This is a genomic window from Streptomyces sp. CBMA29 (assembly GCF_014596445.1).
In the GTDB taxonomy this organism is placed as follows: Bacteria; Actinomycetota; Actinomycetes; order Streptomycetales; family Streptomycetaceae; genus Actinacidiphila.
Genome location: NZ_MECL01000211.1, coordinates 18,343 through 39,861, shown reverse-complemented (window position 1 = coordinate 39,861; position 21,519 = coordinate 18,343). Strand labels below are relative to the sequence as shown.

The following is a 21,519-nucleotide window of genomic DNA, read 5'->3' as shown; positions in this document are numbered from 1 at the left end:
CCGGGACGGCCGGGGAAGCCGGGGCGGCCGGGCCAACCGGAGCTGCCGGAGCCGCCGGAGCGGCTGGAGCAGTCGGAGGTGCGGGAGCCGCTGGAGCAGCCGAGCCTGCCGAGCCTGCCGGGGCGGCCGAAGCGCCTGAGACGGCCGGAGCGGCCCGGTCAACCGGAGCTGCCGGAGGTGCGGGAGCCGCTGGAGTTGCCGAGCCTGCCGGAGCGGCCGAAGCGCCTGCCACGGCCGGAGCGGCCCGGCCAACCGGAGCACCCGGAGCAGCCGGAGGTGCGGGAGCCGCTGGAGCAGCCGAGCCTGCCGGAGCTGCCGAGCCTGCGGGAGCGGCTGGAGCAGCCGAGCCTGCTGGAGCTGCCGAGCCTGCCGAGCCTGCCGAGCCTGCCGGGGCGGCCGAAGCGCCTGCGACGGCCGGAGCGGCCCGGCCAACCGGAGCAGCCGGAGGTGCGGGAGCCGCTGGAGCCGCTGGAGCTGCTGGAGCGGCTGGAGCAGCCGAGCCTGCTGGAGCTGCCGAGCCTGCCGAGCCTGCCGGGGCGGCCGAAGCGCCTGCGACGGCCGGAGCGGCCCGGCCAACCGGAGCAGCCGGAGGTGCGGGAGCCGCTGGAGCTGCTGGAGCTGCCGGAGCAGCCGAGCCTGCCGGAGTAGCCGGAGCGGCCGAGCCAGCTGGAGCTGCCGGAGCTGCCGGAGCTGCCGGAGCTGCCGGAGCAGCCGGAGCTGCCGGGGCCGCTGGGGCCGCCGGGGCGGGCGGCGGGGGGGCGGTGCGAGGCGCGTCCTCCGGTGCCTCCGGCGAAAGGGCGTCCGCATGAGCGCCCCGGCCGCGGCGGCGGCCTCTCCACCGCGTCCGGGCCGGAGGCCACCCCGCTCGCGACTGCTCGGCCGCGACCTGCTGCGGCTCGGCACGGTCGGGCTGCGGACCCGTCCCGCTCGCGCGATCCTCTCGGCGCTGGGCATCGCGATCGGCATCGCCGCCATGATCGCCGTCGTCGGCATCTCGGCGTCGAGTCAGGCGAAACTCAACGCCCAACTCGCCCAGCTCGGTACGAATCTGCTGACCGCGCAGGCGGGCAAGAGCCTCTTCGGGCAGGACACGAAGCTGCCGCAGGACACGATCGCGAAGGTCGGCCTCCTGGACGGCGTCGAGAGCACCAGCGGCTACGGCGACCTCGACGTCTCGGTGTACCGCAGCCACTTGTCCGACAAGGACGCCACCGGCGGCATCACCGCCCGCGCGGCCGACCTCCGCCTGCTCGACACCGTGGGCGCCAGGCTCGCGGCCGGATCATGGCTCAACGCCGCCACCGCGAAATTCCCCGCCGTCGTCCTCGGCTCGAAGACCGCCGAACGGCTGGGAGTTGTCACCCCCGGCTCCCAAGTGTGGCTCGGCGGAAGGTACTTCACCGTGGTCGGCATCCTCGAAGCCGTGCCGCTCGCCCCGGAGCTGGACACCTCGGCGCTGGTCGGCACGCCCGTCGCGCGCTCGCAGTTCGGCTACGACGGCAGCCCGACCGTGGTGTACGAGCGCTCGGCGGACGCGGCCGTGGACTCCGTACGCTCCCGCCTCGGCCGTACGGTCAACCCGCGGGCGCCCGACGAGGTCACGGTGTCCAGGCCCTCCGACGCGCTCGCCGCGAAGAACGCCGCAGACCAGGCGTTCACCGGGCTGCTCGTCGGGCTCGGCTCCGTGGCCCTCCTCGTCGGCGGCATCGGCGTGGCCAACACGATGATCATCTCCGTGCTGGAACGCCGCCGCGAGATCGGGCTGCGCCGCGCGCTGGGCGCCACCCGCCGCCATATCCGGGCGCAGTTCCTCGCGGAGGCCCTGCTGCTCTCGGCGCTCGGCGGCGTCCTCGGCTCGGCCCTCGGCGTCGCGGTGACGGCGGGTTTCGCCGTCATCAAGGACTGGCCGCTGTCGGTGCCGCCGGTGACCCTGCTGATCGCGGTCGGCGCCACCTTGTTCATCGGCGCGGTGGCCGGGCTCTACCCGGCGATCCGCGCCGCCCGCACCCACCCGACCGCCGCCCTGAGCGGCTGAGCCCCGAGCGGTCGTGCCCCGAGCGGTCGAGCCCCGAGCGGCTGAGGTCAACGACCGCTCGGGGCACGGGGGTTGACCCCCCCGGCGGGACCGGGAATCCGTCCTACGCCAGCCGGGCCGGGAAACCGCCGGTGGCGATGGGACCCCACCGCTCCGGGGAGACGCGGATCAGGGACTTGCCCTGCCGCACCATCGCGGAGCGGTACTCGTCCCAGTCGGGGTGTTCCCCCGAGATGTTGCGGAAGTACTCGACCAGCGGCTCGACCGACTCGGGGCTGTCGATGACCTCGGCGGTGCCGTCGACCTGCACCCAGGGGCCGTTCCACTCGTCGGAGAGGATCACGAGCGAGGCGCGCGGATCACGGCGGGCGTTACGCGTCTTGGCCCGCTCGGGGTAGGTCGACACGACGATCCGGCCGGAGTCGTCGACCCCGCAGGTGAGCGGGGACGCCTGCGGGCTGCCGTCGGAACGGGTGGTGAGCAGGATCGCGCGGTGCCGCGGCCGTACGAACTCCAGCAGCTCATCCAGCGTGACGGACGTATTCGTGGCGATGTTGGGAGCCATGCCAGCACCCTACGCCGGGCACCCGCCGGATCGCCTCCGGCGCGGTCGTGCGGGGCGCGGTCCGTGCGGGGCGCGCTCGTGATGCCCGCGGTCCGTGCGGGGCGCCGTGCCGGGCGGGCCGCCGTGCCGTGACATCGGCTCCGGCGGCACACCCTTCGTGCTGGGTCCCGGTGGACGGCCTCGGCCGTCCCCTGCTCCGGCCGTCCTCCGGGACCCGGTCCCGTCCGCCGCCCTGGACCTCTCCGCTGTGGGAACAGGACAGTCGGCCGGGAGTTCCTGCGGGCCGGGTGACCGGCCCTCCGGGTTACCGGGTCTGGTCGCCCGACCGGTCCCGGACGGCTTCCGCCTCGGGCGTACCCGGCTGGGTGGCGGCGATGTCCGCCGCGCCGGTCTCGGCCGCCGCCAGCTCCGCGACCGCGATCTCCGCCGCTCGGCCCGTACCCGCCTCAGCCTGCTGCAAACCGCTGCTGGTGCGCAGGGCGGTCTCCTTGACGAAGATCACCAGCAGGAAGGAGAGCAGGGCGAAGGGCGCGGCGTACAGGAAGACGTCGCCGATGCCGTGGCCGTACGCGCTCTCCACGATCCCCCTGACGGGGGCGGGCAGTCGCTCGACGTCCGGGATGCCGCCGCCGGTCCCGGCGCCGGTGATGTGGTGGTCGGCCAGGCCGGTGGTGACGAAGTGCGTGACGCGGTTGCCGAGCACCGCGCCGAGCGCGGTGACGCCGACCGCGCCGCCCAGCGAGCGGAAGAAGGTGACCAGGGAGCTGGCCGAGCCGAGGTCCGCGACGGAGACCTGGTTCTGCACGGCGAGCACCAGATTCTGCATCATCATGCCGACGCCGAGGCCCAACAGGGCCATGTAGACGCCGACTTCCCAGTACGGGGTGTCGTTGCGGATCAGGCCGAGGGTCGCGGAGCCCGCGGTGAGCAGGATCGCGCCGGAGACCAGGAACGCCTTCCAGCGGCCGGTGCGGGTGATGATCTGGCCGGAGACGGTCGAGGCGATGAACAGCCCGCCGATCAGCGGGATCGTCATGATGCCGGACATCGTCGGGGTCTTGCCCCGGGCGAGCTGGAAGTACTGGCTCAGGAAGACCGTGCCGGCGAACATCGCGATACCGACGAAGAGGCTCGCGATCGAGGTGAGGGTGATCGTCTTGTTGCGGAACAGCCGCAGCGGGACGATCGGTTCGGCCGCGCGGGTCTCGGTGTAGACGAACAGCGCGCCGAGCACGAGGGCCAGCGGCACCATCACGTAGCTCTGCCAGGACACCCACGCGTAGTTCTGGCCGGCGAGCGAGATCCACACCATCAGCAGCGAGACGGCGGCGGTGATCAGGAAGGCGCCGGTCCAGTCGATCCGTACCTTCCGCTTGACCACCGGCAGGTGCAGCGTCTTCTGGAGCACGATCAGCGCGGCGACGGCGAACGGCACACCGACGTAGAAGCACCAGCGCCAGCCGAGCGTGGAGTCGACGATGACGCCGCCGATCAGCGGGCCGCCGACGGTCGCGATGGCGAAGGTCGCGCCGAGGTAGCCGCTGTAACGGCCGCGCTCCCGGGGCGAGATCATCGCGGCCATGATCACCTGCGACAGCGCGGAGAGACCGCCCGCGCCGACGCCCTGGACCAGGCGGCAGGCGATCAGCATGCCGGGGCTGGTGGAGAAACCGGCCACGACGGAGCCGACCACGTAGATCACCAGCGAGAGCTGGATCAGCAGCTTCTTGCTGAACAGGTCGGAGAGCTTGCCCCAGATCGGGGTGGTCGCGGTGACCGCGAGAAGCGAGGCGGTGACCACCCAGGTGTACGCGCTCTGCCCGCCGCCGATGTCGGCGAGTATGCGGGGCAGGGCGTTGGAGACGATCGTGGACGACAGGATCGCCACGAACAGTCCGAGCAGCAGCCCGGACAGCGCCTCCATGATCTGCCGGTGCGACATGGGCGCGGCGTCCGTGGCGCCGGGGCCCGGTTCCGGTGCCTGCCCGTCCCGCTTGCCGGCCTGGGTTGTTGTTGCCATCTTCAGTCCTCTTCAGCCCGTCTGGGCGCGCGTTATGTGGTGGGCGCCGCGGCGCGCGGTGGCGGTGCGGCAGTCGCCGAAGCTGTCACGCAGCCGGGCGAGAAGTTCGGAGAGCCGGGCCACGTCGGCGTCCGGCCAGTCGGCCAGATGGTCGGCGACCACGGCGGCGGCCCGGTCGGACGAGGACCGCAGTGTCCGCGTGCCGTGTTCGGTGAGCCGCAGCAGCCGCGAGCGGCGGTCCAGCGGGTCGGGGGCCCGGTCGATCCAGCCGCGCTCGACGCCGAAGGCGACATGACGGCTCGTCACGGACATGTCGACGTCCAGTAGTTCGGCGAGCCTGCTCATCCGCAGCTCGCCGTGGCGGTCGAGGGCGCCGAGCACCATGACCGCCGTGAGCGGGGTCTCGGCCGGCATCCCCCGGGCGATCTCGCGGCTGACGACGAAGGTGGCGCGGAGCTGGTGTGCGAGTTCCACGCACTGCTCGCGGTCCGCCATGCGACGGTCACCTGTCCTTCCGCTGCGGGAGCTGCCTGTGAGTCTGTGATCCTGTGAGTCCGCTGTGATCTTTGGTTGCCTGAAGCAACTGTAAAGTAGTTGGTTGTGCCAGACAAATTCTTTGCCCGGAATCGCGGCAAAGATTCAGCAAAGGAACCGCCTGTATCCGCCCAAGAGGTACGTGTCTGGGTTGCCTGAACGGCTCGGGCCGAAGGTCGCGTGGCCACCGTGCCGGGCGGGGGTGCGGGGCCTTCCGTCGAGACGCTAGGGTCAGGCGGCATGTCGAACCCTGAGAACAACTACGACCCGGCCGGCAACACTCAGATGTTCCGTGCCTTCGTCGACGAGCAGCCGCCCGCCGCCGAGGTGCAGCGGGCGCAGGGCCGCAGCAAGGTCGGCCTGGTGATCGGTGTGATCGTGGCGGTGGTCGTGGTCATCGCGGTGGTCGCGCTCGCGATGCGCTGACCGCCCGCCCGCCCTGCCCGTCCCTACGCAGCAGGATGTGCCAACGGGGGCATATCGCCGCAGACATCCGCAGACAGGTCCGTGGAGGGTTCGGGGGAGTAGCCGGGGCCGGGCCCGCGCTGTGAAGGCGCCGGTCAGGACAGCGTGACGTCCCTGGTCTCGATGTGCATGCCCAGCGGCACCCGCCAGGCGTCCACGCACAGGTCCCAGGACGCGGTGCGCGACGCCCCGCCCGCCAGTGGCACCGGTACGGGCTTCGCCGTCTCCACGGTCGCCCAGTCGACGCCGAGCCCGCCGACGACGTGGGTGCCGAAGGTGACGGTGCCCGCCGTCACCGGCAGACCCCCGGCGTTGGTGAAGGTGACGGCGACCTTCTCGCACCAGCGGTCCGCGTCCGCCGTACGCGTGGGCGCGCTCACGGTCAGCCGCGCGGCCGACGGCGGCGCCGTCGTGGCCCCGCCGGGCGCACCGGACCCGCCTGAGCCCGTGCCGCCTGACCCCGTACCGCCGCCCGTGGCCGAGCCCGAGCCCGTACCGGAGTCCGTGCCGCCGCCCGCGTGGGCTGTCGAGCCGCTGCCGGGGCCGCCGGGGGTCGTGGGGGTCCCGTGGGGCGAGGAGGGCGACCGGGGCGCTCCGGAGGACGGTGTGCGCGGACCCGCGCTCGTGCCGGTGTCCGTACCCGAGGGCGTACGGGACGGCTTCGGGGCGCCGGGGGCCGGGCCGTCGAGCGGGACCAGGATCACGTCGCCGTCCGGGGGGACGTCGTGGGGAGCGCTCGGGGAGGGGCCGACGCCGCCGATCGCGACATGGCCGGTGCCGCCGCCCCCCGCGCAGCCGGTGGCCATGACGAACAGGCCCAGCGCGGCGAGCGCCGGAGCCGTGGTGCGCAGCAGGGCTTGGACTCGGGCTTGGACTTGGGTCTTCCTCAACGCGACGTACGAGACCAACGCGACCATCACGTCAGTTTACTGACGGGGTGTCAGGTCGTCACCACCCCGTCAGTGCCACCTCATGCCTCTGCGGTGAGGCCGTCACGGAGCTGTGCGAGGGTGCGGGTGAGCAGCCGGGAGACGTGCATCTGGGAGATGCCGACCTCCTCGCCGATCTGCGACTGCGTCATGTTCGCGAAGAACCGCAGCATGATGATCTGGCGTTCGCGCGGCGGCAGTTGGGCCAGCAGCGGCTTCAGCGACTCGCGGTACTCGACGCCTTCGAGCGCGGTGTCCTCGTAGCCGAGGCGGTCCGCGAGGGTGCCCTCGCCGCCGTCGTCCTCGGGCGGCGGGGAGTCCAGCGAGCTGGCGGTGTACGCGTTGCCCACCGCGAGGCCGTCGACGACGTCCTCCTCCGACACCCCGAGGCAGACCGCCAGTTCGGCGACCGTCGGCGACCTGTCCAGTTTCTGGGAGAGGTCGTCGCTGGCCTTGGTGAGCGCCAGCCGCAGTTCCTGGAGGCGGCGCGGTACCCGGACCGACCAGGAGGTGTCGCGGAAGAATCGCTTCACCTCACCGACGATCGTCGGCATCGCGAAGGTCGGGAACTCCACCCCGCGCTCGCAGTCGAAGCGGTCGATCGCCTTGATCAGGCCGATCGTGCCGACCTGGACGATGTCCTCCATCGGCTCGTTCCGACTGCGGAAGCGAGCGGCGGCGTACCGCACGAGCGGCAGATTCAGCTCGATGAGCGTGTCACGTACATAGGTGCGTTCCGGGCTGTCCACCGGCAGTTCCGCGAGGCGCAGGAACAGCGATCGGGACAGCGTGCGGGTGTCGATGGCCTCGCCGTGAAGAGCATCGTGCGGTGCGGTCGCCGTGTCGGGCTTGAGCACCTTGGGACTGCCCACCTGTACGGACATGCCACCCCCTTGAGGTCGCGGACGGGTGTCGCGAGCGACGGTTGTTCCTCCACTGGAATACCGGAGGCCGGCTCGCGACAAACGCGGTACCCGCAGAATGTCACATGTCGGCAACACGCTGTAGCGCCATGTCGACATATCTGTGCAGGTGACTTAATCCTCTTCAGCTACGCTTCGAGCTGGTTTGCGGACCTCAGCCGCGCGAAGCTCCGGGACAGCAGACGGGACACGTGCATCTGCGAAACCCCCAGTTCCGCACTGATCTGTGACTGCGTCAGGTTGCCGAAGTAGCGGAGCAGCAGGATCCGCCGCTCCCGCTCGGGAAGTTGGACCAGAAGATGGCGGACGAGGTCGCGGTGCTCGACGCCGGACAGCGCGGGGTCCTCGTAGCCGAGCCGGTCGAGCAGCCCCGGCGCACCGTCGCCCTCCTGCGCCGCCTCCAGCGAGGTCGCGTGGTAGGCGCGGCCCGCCTCCAGGCAGGCCAGCACCTCCTCCTCGGCGAGCTTGAGCCGTTCGGCGATCTCGGCCGTCGTCGGCGACCTGCCGTGCAGCACGGTCAGGTCCTCGATCGCGCCGCTCACCTGGACCCACAGCTCGTGCAGGCGGCGCGGCACGTGCACGGTCCGCACGTTGTCCCTGAAGTAACGTTTGATCTCGCCGACCACGGTCGGCATCGCGAAGGTCGGGAACTGGACGCCGCGCTCCGGGTCGAACCGGTCGATCGCGTTGATCAGGCCGATCGTGCCGACCTGGACCACGTCCTCCATCGGCTCGTTGCGGCTCCTGAAGCGGGCCGCCGCGTAGCGCACCAGCGGCAGATTCACCTCGATCAGCGCGGCCCGCACCCGTGCGTGCTCGGGAGTGCCGGGCTCCAGCTTGGTGATCTGCTCGAAGAGCACCTGGGTGAGCGCTCTCGCGTCCGCCGCGTTGGCACTGGGCGTACGGGTTCTGCCTCGGGGATACGTTGTTGACGCCGTATGGGCCGACACCGGCACACCACACCCCTCATCGGTCCACTCATCCGGCAAAAGCGGTCATAGCATCACAATTCATGTCCGCTTTGTGCAAGCACCGCATATTGCCGTGTTGTACGAACCGGCGGCCCGGAAGTCCCCCGTCCGGCGGTGTGAATCCGGAGCGAAGGGTGCGCGGAGGCGGCGCGCGAGGGGGGCTCAGGGGGTGCGAAAACGCCCCCCACCGGTCGGCGGGGGGCGCGCGAACGCTTGTCGTGCGCTCGGCCGGGAGGTCAGATCTCCAGGTCCGCGATCACCCAGGTGGCGAACTCCGCCCAGAGCGCGACGGCCGCCCGGTGCTCCGGGTGTTCGAGATACGCCGTCAGCGCCGCCGCGTCCGCGACGGCGGAATTGATGGCGAAGTCGTAGGCGATCGGGCGGTCCGTGATGTTCCAGCCGCACTCCCAGGAGAGCGTTTCCGGCACCTTCCCGCCGAGCTCGGCGAAGGCCCGCGCGCCCGCCTGGACACGCGGTTCGTCCTGCCGCACGCCCTCGTTGAGCCTGAACAGGACCAGATGCCGGATCATGGGACTCCCTCGCCGCCGGCATGCCGCCGCGTGCCGCTGGGTACTGATGGTGCGCCGCCGGAGCGGCCGGGACGGCCCGCCGGTCAGTTGGCCAGGTCGTGCATGAACTTCCCGATGCTCTTCGCGGCGTTCGATATGCCCTGGAAGCCTACCTGGACGAGATCAGCGGCTCGGGCCGGCTGATTGATGATCGTGTAGAGGATGAAGATCACCAGTACGTACATGGTGATCTTCTTCGCCTGCGCCATGCGTCTTTGCCCTCCCCAGCCCGCAGCCCGCACCGACGGTCACAAGTGTGCAATCACGGGAGTCTATCCATCAGATGGCGTAATCAGACGGCCTGTTGTCCCAATCATCCGCTTAGAAGATGAAGGTCTGGCTGGGGACACGCCCCAGGATCTGTCCGGCGGAGCACGGGCGGCCGGGCCGTCATGTCCTGCGGCGCCGCAGCAGCAGCCATGTGCCGCCCGCCGCCGCCAGCAGCACCACCAGGGCGGAGCCGCCGGCGATCTCCGTGCCGGTCAGGCGGGTGCTCGGCCCCGAGGCGGCGGGTGCCCCCGTACCCGGACCCGACGTCGTGGCGTCGGCGTCCGACGCCGCACCGCTGGTCGTACCGCTGGCTGTACCGCTCGCCGCACCGCTGCTCGTACCGCTCGCCGTACCGCCCGACGCGCCTTCCGGCAGCGGGGTCCTGCGGCCGGGCGCCACCCGCACCGGCACGGTCTTCGCGACCGAGCCGTCCGCGTTCAGCAGCACCGCGCGCTGCTGGGGCCGGGCGAAGTCGAACATCGGGTCGAGCGGGTGCGCGGTCGCGTCGAAGGAGCCGTCGCCGATCCGGCCCGTCCCCCAGTTGTCCTCGATGAAGCGCAGGACGGACGACTGGGTGGTCAGCGCGTGCTCGACGTGATTGCGCCGGGTGTAAGGGGACACGACCAGCAGCGGCAGCCGCGGGCCCGGACCGCAGCGGTCGAGGTAGCCGCCCGCCGCGGGCGGCCCGTCGGCGCACATCGCGGTGTCCGCGCCCGCGTCGGTGGAACCGTTGGTGATCGCGGCGGCGACCTGGTCGTACCAGCCGTCGGAGTCGTCGTACGCCACGACCACCGCCGTGCTCGCCCACTGCGGCGACCGCTGGACCGCGTTGATCTCGCGGACCAGGAAGTGCTGCTCGTCCAGCGGGTCGGAGTAGCCCGCGTGCCCGTCCTGGTACTGCGCCGCCTTCAGGAACGACACCGCGGGCAGATTCCCGGCCGCGAGCGCCGTGTCGAAGTCGGTCAGGTCGTACTGGTGGTTGGCCCGGTCCTGGCGGCCGATCATCGCGGCGGAGGTCGGCGGCAGGTGGTGCGGGTTCGCCGTCGACTCGTAGTACTGGAACGGCTCGTGGTGCGGCGAGTAGTCCACCGACGCGTTGCCGCCCACATTGGCGTGGGTCGCGCCGCAGACCGCCGTGCCGCCCGGCGAGGACGTCGGCGCGAAGCCGCCCTGGAACCAGCCCCAGCTCACGCCCTTGTCGTTGAGCAGGTCCCCGATGTTACGGCCGCGCATCGCGGTGAGCTGGCCGCTCGCGGTGCGGTTGTTGTCCGAGCAGTCGTCGTACGCCGGGTCCGGGTCGGTGATGACGGTGCCGACCCCGGTCGTCGGGTCGGGGCTGCGCACGGTCGTGGACCGCTCCACCGGGACCTGCTCGCCGGTCTTCGGATCGATCGAGACGCCGCCGTGCGTCTGCCCGGAGACCAGGCCGAGCGCGCCGGGCGTGGAGGGGCCGAAGACGTCGCCGAAACTGTTGTCGCCCAGCGTGTAGTTCTGGGCGTAGTTCCACAGCGCGGTGACGGTGTTCCCGTCGAAGTAGTCCATCGTCAGGCCCGGACTCCCGTACAGCCCCGAGCACTTGTCGCTGCTCGTGTGCTGCACGAACTGGTCCATCGCGCCGCCGTTGTACGCCTCCTGCTCGGGCGTGTAGCTGTGGTTCTGGTCGCAGGTGAGCGCCTGCGAGGGGCTCAGGCGGCGCGGCTGGTACTGGTTCGGGTTGTGCGTCAGCAGCCGGGCGCCGTCGCTGAGCAGGTTCACCGGCGCCGGGGTGCCGCGGGCGGCCGTGAAGCGGGTGCCGTCGGTGTTCGCGGCCTTCGGATACGTGCCGAAGTAGTGGTCGAAGGAGACGTTCTCGTCGAAGACGACCACGACGTGTCTGACCGGCGTGGCCGTCGCGGCCTCGGGTTCCGGAGCGCCGGACGCCCCCGGCGCCACGGCCAGCACGGCGGTGGCGGTCAGGGCCGAAGCGGCCAGCGCGATCCGGCCCCGCCCCCGCCCTCGGCTCTTCGCTCGCTCAGCCAGCTCCATGCTCCCGATCCCACCTTCGCTCTCGTGCCACCCACGCCAGACATATCAGGACACACCGACCGTCCCGCCGCCTTCGCTGATCCGCCCTTCGGTGAACGCGACCCGGACTCCGTACGAACGTACGGAGTCCACCCCCCAAGGGGAACGCCCCGCCCCGCCCCGACCACCACCCAACCGACGAGATCAGGCCACGCCGGTGAGCCCCGCGAGGTAGGGCGTGAGGGGCGATGGGCAAACAACTCCGCCTTGGCGATGCCCGCGGTGGCATGCAGACTCTCAGTAGCAACCCCGCCAGCCGGTCGGGGCCCATCACTGGCTCGGTTGCCGGTTGACCCCAGCGCACGGAGGAGTCGTGACTGAAGCAGTGGACCCGCAGGTCTACGCACGTATGCGGAAGATCGCGGAGGAGCTCTGGCCACTGGCGGACCGCATGCAAGGTGCCTGGGCGATCGAGATCGGAGCTGCCGGGGTCGTCGTGATGATGAGCCCGGTCAACCGTCACGAGGCCATCGCCACCCGCGTCGTGCGTCAGATGAACGCTCAGCTCCCGGCCACGCATCCGGACCGTGACATCGTCGCCCAGTCAGGTGCCGAAGTGGAGCACCCGGCGGTGGGGCGGATGCGCCGACCGGATGCCGTTGTCGTCCCGCTCGACATTCTGGAAGAGCCGAGATCGACAGTCGACCCCGCCGACCTGCTCGCCGTGGTCGAGGTGGTCTCCGAGTCCAACCCGGACAACGACTACGTCGAGAAGGCCGCCGACTACCCCGCCATGGGCATCCCGCTCTACCTGCTCGTCGACCCTCGCAAGGGCCTCGTCTTCACCTACGCCGACCCTGCCCCCGGCTCCAGCGGCCCGCACTACTCGACCGTTCTCCCATACGTCTTCGGCGACCGGGTCCCCTTCGGCCCCTGGGCCATCGACACCAGCGCTTTCAAGCGCTACGACGACGAGTAGGGGCCGCGAGCGCACCTGCCGGCCGTATGGGACGGGGACCGAGACGGAGACGGCTGAGGGCACCTACCCGAACGGGTAGGTGCCCTCAACTCGTGCTGTTCATGGCGGTAGCGGTGGGATTTGAACCCACGGAGAAGTTGCCCCCTCACACGCTTTCGAGGCGTGCTCCTTAGGCCGCTCGGACACGCTACCGAGAGAGATCCTAGCCCACGCGGGGGCGTGGTCAGAAATCGGTTGTACGGAAGAAGCGGGTGAGGAGGGCCGCGCAGGGGGCGGGGAGGACGTCGGGGATGACTTCGGGGCGGTGGTTGAGGCGGCGGTCGCGGACGACGTCCCAGAGGGAACCGGCGGCGCCCGCCTTGTCGTCGGCGGCGCCGTAGACGACGCGGTCGAGCCGGGAGAGGACGATCGCGCCCGCGCACATGGTGCAGGGTTCGAGGGTGACCGCCAGGGTGCAGCCGGTCAGCCGCCAGCCGCCGACAAAGGCGGCGGCGCGGCGGATGGCGAGGACCTCGGCGTGGGCGGTCGGATCGCCCGTGGCCTCGCGCTCGTTGCGGGCACGGGACAGCACCGTGCCGTCGGGGGCCAGCACGACCGCGCCCACCGGCACGTCACCGGTGAGCGGGGCCTGCGCCGCCTCTTCCAGGGCCAGCCGCATCGCGGCGGCCCAGGGGTCCTTCAGAGGGTCTGTCAGCGGACCGCCTCCAGCACGTCCCCGCACCCCAGCGCGTCGGCGATCTCGCCGAGCGCCTCACCGGTCAGCGCGCCGTCACCGCTGAGCGCCAGCAGTTCCCTGGTGCTCATGCCGAGATCCGTGAGGATGTCGGTCTCGCCGAGCGGACCGGTCGGCACATGGTCTTCCGAGGGGCCCGCCACGGCGTCCTCGGTCTCGTCGTCCTCGCCGTCCTCGGTGCCGTCGAGGTCCACGAGTTCGTCCAGGTCCTCGGGGTCGCGGCCCAGCACTTCGTCGGTGAGCAGGATCTCCCCGTACGAACTGCGGGCGGCGGCAGCCGCGTCGGACACATAGATCCTGGGATCCTCTTCACCGTCCACACGGATGACGCCGAACCAGGCGTCCTCCTGTTCGATGAAGACCAGAACCGTTTCCTCCTCGTCGCCGGCCGCGCGGGCCAGATCGCTCAGATCGGCGAGGGTTTCCACATTGTCGAGATCGGGTTCGCTCGCTTGCCAACCGTCCTCGGTGCGCGCGAGCAGTGCGGCGAAGTACACCGTGACTCTCCCACAGGGTCTCAGGCCGTCCGGACCGGATGGGGGCCGCTTTCGACTTCCGTTGGCCCCACCCACTCGGCATCGTGGCAGAAACCGGGGCGTTGCGAAGGGTCTTCTGCACCGCGACGTGCCAGGTCTTCGTCACTTCTGTGGAAAGTCCGGCGGTCGGAGGCCCGGAACGGTCACCCGTACGGCACTGATCCGTCACGCTGTGTACGCGGCGCGTACGCGGTGTATACGCGATCCGTACCCGGTCACCCGCGCGGCGCGGTCACCACGCGCTCACCACGCGGTCACCAACGGAAGGTGCGCATCCGCATTTGCTGACGGAGCCGGGCGACCCGGGCGCGTCGCGGCTGGACCCGCTCGCGCAGCTCCTTGGCCTCGTTCAGCTCCCGCAGGAACAGCGCGCGCTTGCGGCGGCGCTCGACGTCCGTGTCGCGGGCCTGGGCCCGGTCGGGAGTGCGGTCAGGAGTGTGATCGGCGTCTCGGTCGGGCTCCGGCATCTCGGGCACCATCCCTGGGGCTCGCTTCACCCGGAAGGCACACCGGGCCTATCAGGCCAGTTTCCCTCGTTCGCGCGGTTTACCCCACGCCAGGCGCAGAAGGTGCGCGGAGGCGGGCTGCTCATCGCACCGGCGACGCGCCCCCCACCCGGCGGATACAGTCGTATTCATGCGTCTCCATGTTGTCGACCACCCGCTGGTCGCGCACAAGCTCACCACCCTGCGCGACGAGCGCACCGACTCGCCGACGTTCCGGCGGCTCGCCGACGAGCTGGTCACCCTGCTCGCCTACGAGGCCACCCGCGACGTGCGGACCGAGCAGGTCGACATCCGCACCCCGGTCGGCCCGACCACCGGGGTCAGGCTCTCCTACCCGCGCCCCCTCGTGGTGCCGATCCTGCGCGCCGGGCTCGGCATGCTCGACGGCATGGTGCGGCTGCTGCCCACCGCCGAGGTCGGTTTCCTCGGCATGGTCCGCGACGAGGAGACGCTGGAGGCGGCGACGTACGCCACCCGTATGCCGGAGGACCTGTCGGGACGGCAGGTGTACGTGGTCGACCCGATGCTGGCGACCGGCGGCACCCTGGTGGCGGCGATCGATCTGCTGATCGACCGCGGCGCCGACGATGTCACGGCGCTGTGCCTGCTGGCCGCGCCCGAGGGCGTCGAGTCGATGGAGCGGGCCCTGGCGGGCAAGCCGGTCACGGTGGTCACGGCCGCGGTCGACGAGCGGCTGAACGACCGCGGCTACATCGTGCCCGGCCTCGGCGACGCGGGCGACCGGATGTACGGCACGGTGAGCTGACAAGCGCGAGAGCTGACAAGCGACAGCGAGGGGGGCGGGACCTGACTTGAGGTCACGCCCCCCTCTCGCATGTACGCGGTCGGCCGCCATGCCGCCCGCGCCAAGCCACCCGCGTGAGGCCACCGCGCGCCAGGTCGCCCGCCACGGCGGCTCAGTGCTTCGCCGGCGCGCCCGCCTTCGTCGTGGCCCCGGTCTTGCCCGGGGCGCCACCCGACGCGCTCGGGCTCGGCGTCACGCACACCGGCTTCGGCGGCGGCGGGTTCGCCGCCACGATCCGGGCCTTCGCCACGTCGGTCGGACCGGAAAGCGCCGTGAAGGCCGTGCCGATCATCACATCGACGGTCTTGTCGGTCCGCTTGGGGTCGATCTTCACGGTCGAGCCCGCCACCTGGGTGCCCGCCGTGCGGGCCGCCGCCTCACCCGCGGGCCCGGCGACGATCAGCGCGGACTCGCCGACCTTCTTGTCGTACGGGTCGGGCGCGTTGCCGAATTTGTTCACCTTGAAGCCGCGCTTGGCCAGCTCGTCGGCTGTGGTCTTGGCCAGACCGCCCTTGGCGGTGGCGTTGAAGACGTTCAGCGTGACGCCCGTGGGCTGCGGCAGCGCGGCCGGTCTACCCGTGGGGGCGGTGGGGGCCACGGTGACGCAGGGGCGGTTCTGCGGTGCCGCGTTCGCCTTCGTGTCGCCGTTGTCGTCCCCGCGGAAGACATGGACGAGTTGCAGCGCCCCGTAACCGAAGAGGCCGAGCACGACGACCGAGGCGATCACGGCGGTCACGACACGGCCGCGGCGGCGCGGGCGGCGCATCCTCGGGTACTGCTTGCCGGTGACCCGGTACTTCCCGCCCATACCGGAGGGGGTCAGCATGCTCATGAGCGCAGCGTAAGCGGATTGTCAGTCCATCTCCAGGACCCGGGCGTGGAGCACCTGGCGCTGCTGGAGCGCGGCGCGTACCGCCCGGTGGAGTCCGTCCTCGAGATAGAGGTCGCCCCGCCATTTCACGACATGGGCGAAGAGGTCGCCGTAAAAGGTGGAATCCTCGGCGAGAAGTGTCTCCAGGTCGAGCTGTCCCTTGGTGGTCACCAACTGGTCCAGCCGCACGGGACGTGGGGCGACGTCGGCCCACTCGCGCGTACTCACCCGGCCGTGGTCCGGGTACGGCCGCCCGTTTCCGATGCGCTTGAAGATCACACGGAAAGCCTACCGGCCCGGCTTGTCCGGGCGCAGCACCGCTGCCGGGGTGCGATGGTGGCAAAAGCCTCATCGTCGTATAAATCGGGAGCCTGTGATGACCGATCCCCAGCCGAATAGTTCCGCCGGTGAGGCCGTCACGGGTGAGGCGGCCGTGACACCGGGGTCGACAGCCGCACCGTCCGCACCGACGCCCGCACCGTCCGGACCGTCAGCTCCGTCCCCCGCCGCCGACATCGCCCGCGGCTACGCCTTCACCGGCCCCGCGCTGGACCTCGGCGCGCTGCTGTGGGAGGGCGAGTGCCACGCCGACGCGCCGGTCCGCATCCCGCTCGGCATGCTCAACCGGCACGGCCTGGTGGCGGGCGCCACCGGCACCGGCAAGACCAAGACGCTCCAGCTCATCGCGGAACAGCTCTCCGCGCAGGGCGTCCCGGTCTTCCTCGCGGACGTGAAAGGCGACATCTCCGGCGTGTCGGCGCCGGGCCAACCGGGTGAGAAGGTCGAGCAGCGAGCGGCGGAAGTCGGCCAGAATTGGACGGCCACCGGTTTTCCGGCCGAGTTCTACGCGCTGGGCGGCCTCGGCCCCGGCATTCCGGTGCGGGCGACCGTCACCGCCTTCGGCCCCGTCCTGATGTCCAAGGTGCTCGGCCTGAACACCACTCAGGAGCAGTCGCTCGGCCTGATCTTCCACTACGCCGACACCAAGGGTCTTGAGCTGTACGACCTCAAGGACCTGCGGGCGGTCATCGCCTTTCTGACCTCCGACGCGGGCAAGCCGGAGCTGAAGGAGATCGGCGGGATCTCGTCGGCGACCGCCGGGGTGCTGATGCGGACCCTGACGGCCTTCGAGGCGCAGGGCGCCGCCGCGTTCTTCGGCGAGCCGGAGTTCGACACGAGCGAGCTGCTGCGTACGGCGTCCGACGGGCGCGGGCTGGTCTCCGTGCTGGAGCTGCCCGCCGTGCAGGACAAGCCGCAGCTCTTCTCGACCTTCCTGATGTGGCTGCTCGCCGACCTCTTCCAGGACCTGCCCGAGGTCGGCGACCTCGACCGGCCGAAACTGGTCTTCTTCTTCGACGAGGCGCACCTGCTCTTCAACGGCGCCTCGAAGGCGTTCCTCGACGCGATCACCCAGACCGTACGGCTGATCCGTTCCAAGGGCGTCGGCGTCTTCTTCGTCACGCAGACGCCCAAGGACGTCCCCGGCGACGTGCTCGCCCAGCTCGGCAACCGCGTCCAGCACGCCCTGCGCGCCTTCACGCCCGACGACGCCAAGGCGCTGCGCGCCACCGTTTCCACCTTCCCCAACTCCGCTTACGACCTCGGCGAGTTGCTCACCTCGCTCGGCACCGGAGAGGCCGTCGTCACCGTCCTCAGCGAGAACGGCGCGCCGACGCCGGTGGCCGCCACCCGGCTGCGCGCCCCCGAGTCGCTGATGGGTCCGGTGGACGCGGCTGTGCTCGACTCCGCCGTCAAGTCCTCGCCGCTGTACGGGCGGTACGCCGAGGCGGTCGACCGCGAGTCCGCCTACGAGAAGCTGGCCGCCGCCGAAGCGGCTTCCGCCGCGCAGGCCGAAGCGGCCGAGAACGCGGCCGAGACCACGGCCGAGAACGCGCCCAAGGCCGCCCCGAAGGGCGGCCGTTCCGCCGCCAAGGGTTCCTCCGCCGACGCCGGGATCGTCGAACAGGTCGTCCACAGCGGCGCGTTCAAGTCCCTCGCCCGCTCCATGGGTACGCAGCTCGGCCGCGAGATCAGCCGCTCGCTGTTCGGCGTCCGGAAGAGGTAGCGACGCCGGCGGACATGGCGGCGACGATCACCGACGCAGCGTGCGGCTCCATGCCTGGCGGGAGCCGTTGGTGTCGCCGAGACAGGTCCACTCCCAGGCGCGCAGGGCGTGGACGGCGTCGGCGTCGGGCGCGGTGAGGACGGTGACGAGGGCCGCGTCGCTGCGCAGCAGGAGCTGGTCGAGCAGACCGGTGGCGATGCCCTGCCTGCGGTAGGCGGGCACGACCATCAGCTCGGCGAGCGCGAAGACCTGTCCCGAGGCGGTGAGTTCCTCGATGTCGGTGCCGTGCGGCCCCGCGCCGTCGGTGCCCGCGACGGTGAAGTCCCGCCACCAGCCGTCGGCGCGGTCGAGGACGTAGCCGTACGCGACCCCGGTCAGCCGCCGCTCGCTGGCCACGATCATGTCGAAGCCGGGCCGCCGCGTGGCCTCGGCGAAGCGCCGCAGGAAATCCTCCCGGTCGTGGAATTCCTGGCCGGGCACACCTCGGTACGCCTCGACGTAGACATCCGCGACGGCCTCGCGCTGCTGCTCCGCCTGCCACCTGGACATGCGGCGCGTGAAGACCTCGGCCACGTGTTCCCTCCCCCATCGGCCCCGTGTCCCGGCGGCCCGGGGCGGTGACCTCCATCATCGTCCCAGAGACCCCGCACGGAGAAGGGTGAACGGACACGCCACTAGCGCGTACGCGCGTACTCGTCGAGCGCGTTCCGTACGTGGCCGGACATCGTGGGGCTGCCCTTGTGGCCCGCGTCGTCCACGACGGTGAGGGTGGCCTGCGGCCAGGCGGCGGCGAGGCGCCAGGCGGTGTCGGGCGGTGAGCTGAGGTCGAGGCGGCCGTGGAGCAGGGTGGCGGGGATGCCCCGGAGCAGGGGCGCGTCGCGCAGGAGGGCGCCCTCTTCGAGCCAGGCGCCGTGCGAGAAGTAGCGCGCGCAGATCCGGACCATGGCGAGCCGGGCGGCGGAGGGGCGGTCGCTGTAGGGGCGGGCGGAGCCGCTGGGTTCGAGGGAGAGCACCGCGTCCTCCCACGCGCACCAGTCGGCGGTGGCCCTGGCCCGTACGGCCGGATCGGGGTCCTCGGTGAGGCGCGCGTACGCGGCGACGAGCCCGCCCGCGATGCCGCCCGCCGTATCGGACGGCATGACGGTCACGCCGGACGCCGTTCCGGTCGCCGTGCCGGGCGCCGTTCCGGACCCCGTGCCGGGCGCGGAGCCGGGCGCCGTACGTGACCCCGTGCCGTCGCACGCCTGACCGGCCGCCGCGCGGAAGGCCGCCCACTGTTGGGGGAAGAAGCGGCCGACGCCCCGGTAGAGCCAGTCGATCTCCGCCCTGCGGGTGGTCGTGACGCCGTTGATGACGATCTCCGAGACCCGCTCCGGGTGCCGCTGCGCGTACGCCAGGATCAGCGTCGAGCCCCAGGAGCCGCCCGTCAGCAGCCAGCGGTCGACGCCGAGGCGGACCCGCAGGCGCTCCATGTCGGCGATCAGATGGTCGGTGGTGTTGTGCGTGAGGTCGGTCGCCGGGTCGCTCGCGTGCGGCGTACTGCGCCCGCAGCCGCGCTGGTCGAACAGCACCGCCCGGTAGCGCTCCGGGTCGAAGTCCTGCCGGTGCGACGGCCGGCACCCCGAGCCGGGGCCGCCGTGCACGACGAGCGCCGGCTTGCCCGCGGGGTTGCCGCAGGTCTCCCAGTACACGAGGTTCCCGTCGCCGACATCGAGCATGCCCTGGTCGTACGGCTCGATCGGCGGGTAGCTCCGCTGCGGCTCGGTCATGGCGGTCCGTTCCTCTCGACGGGCGCGACGTCCCAACCGTCGAAGCGCCGGGCGGCTAATCTAACAGCGCTGTTATACCAGCCCGCGCGCCGCGCCTCCCCGCCCCCGGACCCGCCGCGCCTCCGCGCCCCCGGACCGCCCCCGGACCGCCCCCGGACCCCCGGGACCGCCCCCGGCCCCCCGGACGCCTCTGGGAACGGCCGCCGCGCGGCCCCCCCGTCCCGATTCGCGGCCCCGCGGCCCTGCGTGCACTGTGGAACAGGTGAACCCGGATGAGTCGCTGTGGCACGCGCTGCTGGAGGGGACGGCGGCGGGTGTCGCCGTACTCGGCCCCGACCTGCGCTACAGATACGTCAATCCGGCGCTCGCCCGGATGAACGGCGTCGAACCGGCCGCGCACATCGGCAGGACCATCGCGGAGACGGTGCCGGGCGTGGACGTGGGCGAGGGCGTCATGCGGATGGTGCTCGCCGACGGCGCACCGCGCGAGCTGCTCTCCAGCGGCCAGACCCGGGCCGACTCGCCGCACACCACGCGCTACTGGCAGTGCACGTACCACCGGCTCCAGGGCCGGGACGGCGGGGTGGGCGGGGTCGGCGCGGTGATCATCGAGGTCAGCGAGGACCACGAGGCGCAGCGCGAGCTGGAACGGGCCAAGGAGCGGCTGCTGCTGCTCGACGCGGCGGCCGTCCGGATCGGCTCCACGCTGGAGATGGACCCGACCTGCCAGGAACTGGCCGACCTGCTGGTCGAGGTGATCGCGGACACCGCCACGGTGGAAGTGCTGGACAGCGGCCCGCGCGCCCGCCGCCGCCCCCCGCCGGACGGCGCGCTGCGGCTGCGCAGGGCCGCTATGGCCGCGCGGCCATCGCTGCGCGAGCCGGTGCGGATCTTCGGGACGCCGGGGGAGTACGTGGTCTACCAGCGCGGCTCGGCGATCCCGACCTGCCTGGAGACCGGGCGTCCCGTGGTGCAGAATCTGCCGCGCGACGAGGAGATCTCCCACTCCGCGCCGAACGCCGAGCGGGTCGCCGCCTACCGCGCCGCGGGCATCCACTCCGTGCTGGTCGTGCCGCTGAGCGCCCGCGGCGACCGGATCGGCACGGTCACGCTGATCAGGGCCGGGGACTCGCCCGGCTTCGACGACGAGGACACCGCCATCGCCCGCGCGCTGGCCGACCGGGCCGCGATCAGCCTCGACAACGCCCGCCGCTACACCCGCGAGCACGGCATCGCGGTCGAGTTGCAGCGCGCCCTGCTGGCCGCGCCCTGCGCCCCGCACCCCGGGGTCGAGGTGGCCACCCGCTACCTCCCGGCGGGCGCCACGGACCTGGTCGGCGGCGACTGGTTCGACACCCTGGCACTGCCCGGCGGCGTGACGCTGCTGGCCATGGGCGACGTGATGGGGCACGGCGTCGAGGCGGCCGTCGAGATGAGCCAGTACCGCTCGATGCTGCGGGTGATCGCGGGCGAGGGCGACACGCCGGACCGCGTCCTGCGCCGGATGGACGGGCTGCTGGCCGCCGCGGGCGCCCAACGGCCCGGCACCTGCCTGCTGGGCCTCGCCGACCCGGCGCGCGGCGGCTGCTTCTTCGCCAGCGCGGGCCACCTCCCGCCCGCCGTCGTCACCCCCGACGGCCGCGTCCGGCTGCTCGCCGTGCCGCCGGGACCGCCGCTCGGCGCGGACCTGCGGGGCACGTACGAGACGGTGTACGTGCCGTGGCGCGCTGGGGAGACGCTGCTGCTCTACACCGACGGGCTGGTGGAACGCCGTACCGAGGACATCGACGCCTCGCTCGCCCGGCTGGCCTCGCTCGTCCTCCCGCACGCCGGTGAACCGCTGGACGCGCTCCTCGCCCGGATCGTGCACCGCCTCGCGCCCTCCGCCGCTGAGGACGACGTCGCCCTGCTGGCCGCGCGGGCCCGGCCGTAACCTGGTGGGTACGCCACCCGCTGCGTGCGCCCACGTG

The 21,519-nt window shown here is 71.9% G+C and carries 22 protein-coding genes, 1 tRNA gene and 1 pseudogene; 7 read left to right on the top strand and 17 right to left on the bottom strand.

All coding sequences use genetic code 11. From position 1 onward, the window contains the following. Nucleotides 1-78 precede the first annotated feature (78 nt). On the top strand, nt 79-648 hold the full coding sequence (locus BGM09_RS28000; RefSeq protein ID WP_188284544.1) for a hypothetical protein: 570 nt from the start codon (nt 79-81) through the stop codon (nt 646-648). 157 nt (nt 649-805) lie between these two features. Then, complete coding sequence (locus BGM09_RS27995; protein WP_188284490.1) at nt 806-2,035, top strand: ABC transporter permease; 1,230 nt, start codon at nt 806-808, stop codon at nt 2,033-2,035. Nucleotides 2,036-2,138: 103 nt separating this feature from the next. Here the strand turns inward: BGM09_RS27995 and BGM09_RS27990 are convergent, their stop codons facing one another. From BGM09_RS27990 to BGM09_RS27980, 3 genes and pseudogenes are all read right to left on the bottom strand, one after another. Beyond that, a complete protein-coding gene (locus BGM09_RS27990) occupies nt 2,139-2,600 on the bottom strand; it encodes a PPOX class F420-dependent oxidoreductase (protein ID WP_188284489.1) in 462 nt (153 codons plus the stop codon). A gap of 334 nt (nt 2,601-2,934) precedes the next feature. After that, nucleotides 2,935-4,620 (bottom strand): annotated as a pseudogene (locus tag BGM09_RS27985) (MDR family MFS transporter); the annotation flags it as partial. A 12-nt stretch (nt 4,621-4,632) separates the two neighbouring features. Beyond that, entirely contained in the window at nt 4,633-5,115 is a 483-nt protein-coding gene (locus BGM09_RS27980) for a MarR family winged helix-turn-helix transcriptional regulator (protein ID WP_188284487.1), read from the bottom strand. Between the two features lie 279 nt (nt 5,116-5,394). On the opposite strand from BGM09_RS27980, the gene BGM09_RS27975 reads away from it, so the two are divergent. Continuing rightward, nucleotides 5,395-5,580 carry a hypothetical protein gene (locus tag BGM09_RS27975; protein ID WP_188284486.1) on the top strand — a complete coding sequence of 62 codons (186 nt, stop codon included), beginning with the start codon at nt 5,395-5,397 and terminating at the stop codon, nt 5,578-5,580. A gap of 134 nt (nt 5,581-5,714) precedes the next feature. On the opposite strand, the gene BGM09_RS27970 is transcribed toward BGM09_RS27975, so the two are convergent. The 6 genes from BGM09_RS27970 to BGM09_RS27945 form a co-directional block, all read right to left on the bottom strand. Next, complete coding sequence (locus tag BGM09_RS27970) at nt 5,715-6,536, bottom strand: hypothetical protein (protein ID WP_223187710.1); 822 nt, start codon at nt 6,534-6,536, stop codon at nt 5,715-5,717. A gap of 53 nt (nt 6,537-6,589) precedes the next feature. Further along, the gene (locus tag BGM09_RS27965) at nt 6,590-7,432 is read right to left on the bottom strand and encodes an RNA polymerase sigma factor SigF (protein ID WP_093712083.1); all 843 of its coding nucleotides are present in this window, start codon (nt 7,430-7,432) and stop codon (nt 6,590-6,592) included. Between the two features lie 167 nt (nt 7,433-7,599). After that, nucleotides 7,600-8,421, bottom strand: a complete 822-nt coding sequence (locus tag BGM09_RS27960; RefSeq protein ID WP_391042301.1) for an RNA polymerase sigma factor SigF — start codon at nt 8,419-8,421, stop codon at nt 7,600-7,602. Nucleotides 8,422-8,678: 257 nt separating this feature from the next. After that, nucleotides 8,679-8,972: a Dabb family protein gene (locus tag BGM09_RS27955; RefSeq protein WP_188284484.1), complete on the bottom strand. Its 294-nt coding sequence runs from the start codon at nt 8,970-8,972 to the stop codon at nt 8,679-8,681. Nucleotides 8,973-9,055: 83 nt separating this feature from the next. Beyond that, on the bottom strand, nt 9,056-9,196 hold the full coding sequence (locus BGM09_RS27950; RefSeq protein ID WP_223187731.1) for a hypothetical protein: 141 nt from the start codon (nt 9,194-9,196) through the stop codon (nt 9,056-9,058). Between the two features lie 205 nt (nt 9,197-9,401). Then, on the bottom strand, nt 9,402-11,306 hold the full coding sequence (locus BGM09_RS27945) for an alkaline phosphatase family protein (protein ID WP_188284482.1): 1,905 nt from the start codon (nt 11,304-11,306) through the stop codon (nt 9,402-9,404). 352 nt (nt 11,307-11,658) lie between these two features. On the opposite strand from BGM09_RS27945, the gene BGM09_RS27940 reads away from it, so the two are divergent. Further along, nucleotides 11,659-12,264: a Uma2 family endonuclease gene (locus tag BGM09_RS27940; RefSeq protein ID WP_317452926.1), complete on the top strand. Its 606-nt coding sequence runs from the start codon at nt 11,659-11,661 to the stop codon at nt 12,262-12,264. 102 nt (nt 12,265-12,366) lie between these two features. On the opposite strand, the gene BGM09_RS27935 is transcribed toward BGM09_RS27940, so the two are convergent. From BGM09_RS27935 to BGM09_RS27920, 4 genes are all read right to left on the bottom strand, one after another. Beyond that, a tRNA-Ser gene (locus tag BGM09_RS27935) sits at nt 12,367-12,456 on the bottom strand. A gap of 31 nt (nt 12,457-12,487) precedes the next feature. After that, complete coding sequence (locus BGM09_RS27930; RefSeq protein WP_188284481.1) at nt 12,488-12,922, bottom strand: nucleoside deaminase; 435 nt, start codon at nt 12,920-12,922, stop codon at nt 12,488-12,490. A gap of 32 nt (nt 12,923-12,954) precedes the next feature. Beyond that, a complete protein-coding gene (locus tag BGM09_RS27925; RefSeq protein WP_188284480.1) occupies nt 12,955-13,494 on the bottom strand; it encodes a hypothetical protein in 540 nt (179 codons plus the stop codon). A 293-nt stretch (nt 13,495-13,787) separates the two neighbouring features. Then, nucleotides 13,788-14,000 carry a hypothetical protein gene (locus BGM09_RS27920; protein WP_188284479.1) on the bottom strand — a complete coding sequence of 71 codons (213 nt, stop codon included), beginning with the start codon at nt 13,998-14,000 and terminating at the stop codon, nt 13,788-13,790. Nucleotides 14,001-14,169: 169 nt separating this feature from the next. Here BGM09_RS27920 and upp point away from each other — a divergent pair, with 169 nt between their 5' ends. Next, nucleotides 14,170-14,805, top strand: coding sequence for a uracil phosphoribosyltransferase (gene upp, locus BGM09_RS27915; protein ID WP_188284478.1), 636 nt, complete (start codon nt 14,170-14,172; stop codon nt 14,803-14,805). 151 nt (nt 14,806-14,956) lie between these two features. On the opposite strand, the gene BGM09_RS27910 is transcribed toward upp, so the two are convergent. Then, nucleotides 14,957-15,676 carry a LytR C-terminal domain-containing protein gene (locus tag BGM09_RS27910; RefSeq protein ID WP_188284477.1) on the bottom strand — a complete coding sequence of 240 codons (720 nt, stop codon included), beginning with the start codon at nt 15,674-15,676 and terminating at the stop codon, nt 14,957-14,959. 21 nt (nt 15,677-15,697) lie between these two features. Further along, complete coding sequence (locus tag BGM09_RS27905) at nt 15,698-15,994, bottom strand: type II toxin-antitoxin system VapB family antitoxin (protein WP_188284476.1); 297 nt, start codon at nt 15,992-15,994, stop codon at nt 15,698-15,700. 97 nt (nt 15,995-16,091) lie between these two features. On the opposite strand from BGM09_RS27905, the gene BGM09_RS27900 reads away from it, so the two are divergent. Next, a complete protein-coding gene (locus BGM09_RS27900; RefSeq protein ID WP_188284475.1) occupies nt 16,092-17,780 on the top strand; it encodes a helicase HerA-like domain-containing protein in 1,689 nt (562 codons plus the stop codon). Nucleotides 17,781-17,807: 27 nt separating this feature from the next. Here the strand turns inward: BGM09_RS27900 and BGM09_RS27895 are convergent, their stop codons facing one another. Together BGM09_RS27895 and BGM09_RS27890 are read right to left on the bottom strand one after the other, a co-directional pair. Continuing rightward, nucleotides 17,808-18,353 carry a GNAT family N-acetyltransferase gene (locus BGM09_RS27895; protein ID WP_188284474.1) on the bottom strand — a complete coding sequence of 182 codons (546 nt, stop codon included), beginning with the start codon at nt 18,351-18,353 and terminating at the stop codon, nt 17,808-17,810. Between the two features lie 101 nt (nt 18,354-18,454). Next, nucleotides 18,455-19,549, bottom strand: a complete 1,095-nt coding sequence (locus BGM09_RS27890) for an alpha/beta fold hydrolase (protein WP_188284473.1) — start codon at nt 19,547-19,549, stop codon at nt 18,455-18,457. A gap of 262 nt (nt 19,550-19,811) precedes the next feature. Here BGM09_RS27890 and BGM09_RS27885 point away from each other — a divergent pair, with 262 nt between their 5' ends. Next, a complete protein-coding gene (locus tag BGM09_RS27885) occupies nt 19,812-21,482 on the top strand; it encodes a SpoIIE family protein phosphatase (RefSeq protein ID WP_317452925.1) in 1,671 nt (556 codons plus the stop codon). Nucleotides 21,483-21,519: the final 37 nt, after the last annotated feature.

Coding starts and splice junctions, on each gene's coding strand:
- BGM09_RS27995 (WP_188284490.1), top strand. CDS start 806: ATGAGCGCCCCGGCCGCGGCGGCGGCCTCTCCACCGCGTCCGGGCCGG.
- BGM09_RS27990 (WP_188284489.1), bottom strand. CDS start 2,600: ATGGCTCCCAACATCGCCACGAATACGTCCGTCACGCTGGATGAGCTG.
- BGM09_RS27980 (WP_188284487.1), bottom strand. CDS start 5,115: ATGGCGGACCGCGAGCAGTGCGTGGAACTCGCACACCAGCTCCGCGCC.
- BGM09_RS27975 (WP_188284486.1), top strand. CDS start 5,395: ATGTCGAACCCTGAGAACAACTACGACCCGGCCGGCAACACTCAGATG.
- BGM09_RS27970 (WP_223187710.1), bottom strand. CDS start 6,536: ATGGTCGCGTTGGTCTCGTACGTCGCGTTGAGGAAGACCCAAGTCCAA.
- BGM09_RS27965 (WP_093712083.1), bottom strand. CDS start 7,432: ATGTCCGTACAGGTGGGCAGTCCCAAGGTGCTCAAGCCCGACACGGCG.
- BGM09_RS27955 (WP_188284484.1), bottom strand. CDS start 8,972: ATGATCCGGCATCTGGTCCTGTTCAGGCTCAACGAGGGCGTGCGGCAG.
- BGM09_RS27950 (WP_223187731.1), bottom strand. CDS start 9,196: ATGTACGTACTGGTGATCTTCATCCTCTACACGATCATCAATCAGCCG.
- BGM09_RS27945 (WP_188284482.1), bottom strand. CDS start 11,306: ATGGAGCTGGCTGAGCGAGCGAAGAGCCGAGGGCGGGGGCGGGGCCGG.
- BGM09_RS27930 (WP_188284481.1), bottom strand. CDS start 12,922: ATGCGGCTGGCCCTGGAAGAGGCGGCGCAGGCCCCGCTCACCGGTGAC.
- BGM09_RS27920 (WP_188284479.1), bottom strand. CDS start 14,000: ATGCCGGAGCCCGACCGAGACGCCGATCACACTCCTGACCGCACTCCC.
- upp (WP_188284478.1), top strand. CDS start 14,170: ATGCGTCTCCATGTTGTCGACCACCCGCTGGTCGCGCACAAGCTCACC.
- BGM09_RS27910 (WP_188284477.1), bottom strand. CDS start 15,676: ATGAGCATGCTGACCCCCTCCGGTATGGGCGGGAAGTACCGGGTCACC.
- BGM09_RS27900 (WP_188284475.1), top strand. CDS start 16,092: ATGACCGATCCCCAGCCGAATAGTTCCGCCGGTGAGGCCGTCACGGGT.
- BGM09_RS27890 (WP_188284473.1), bottom strand. CDS start 19,549: ATGACCGAGCCGCAGCGGAGCTACCCGCCGATCGAGCCGTACGACCAG.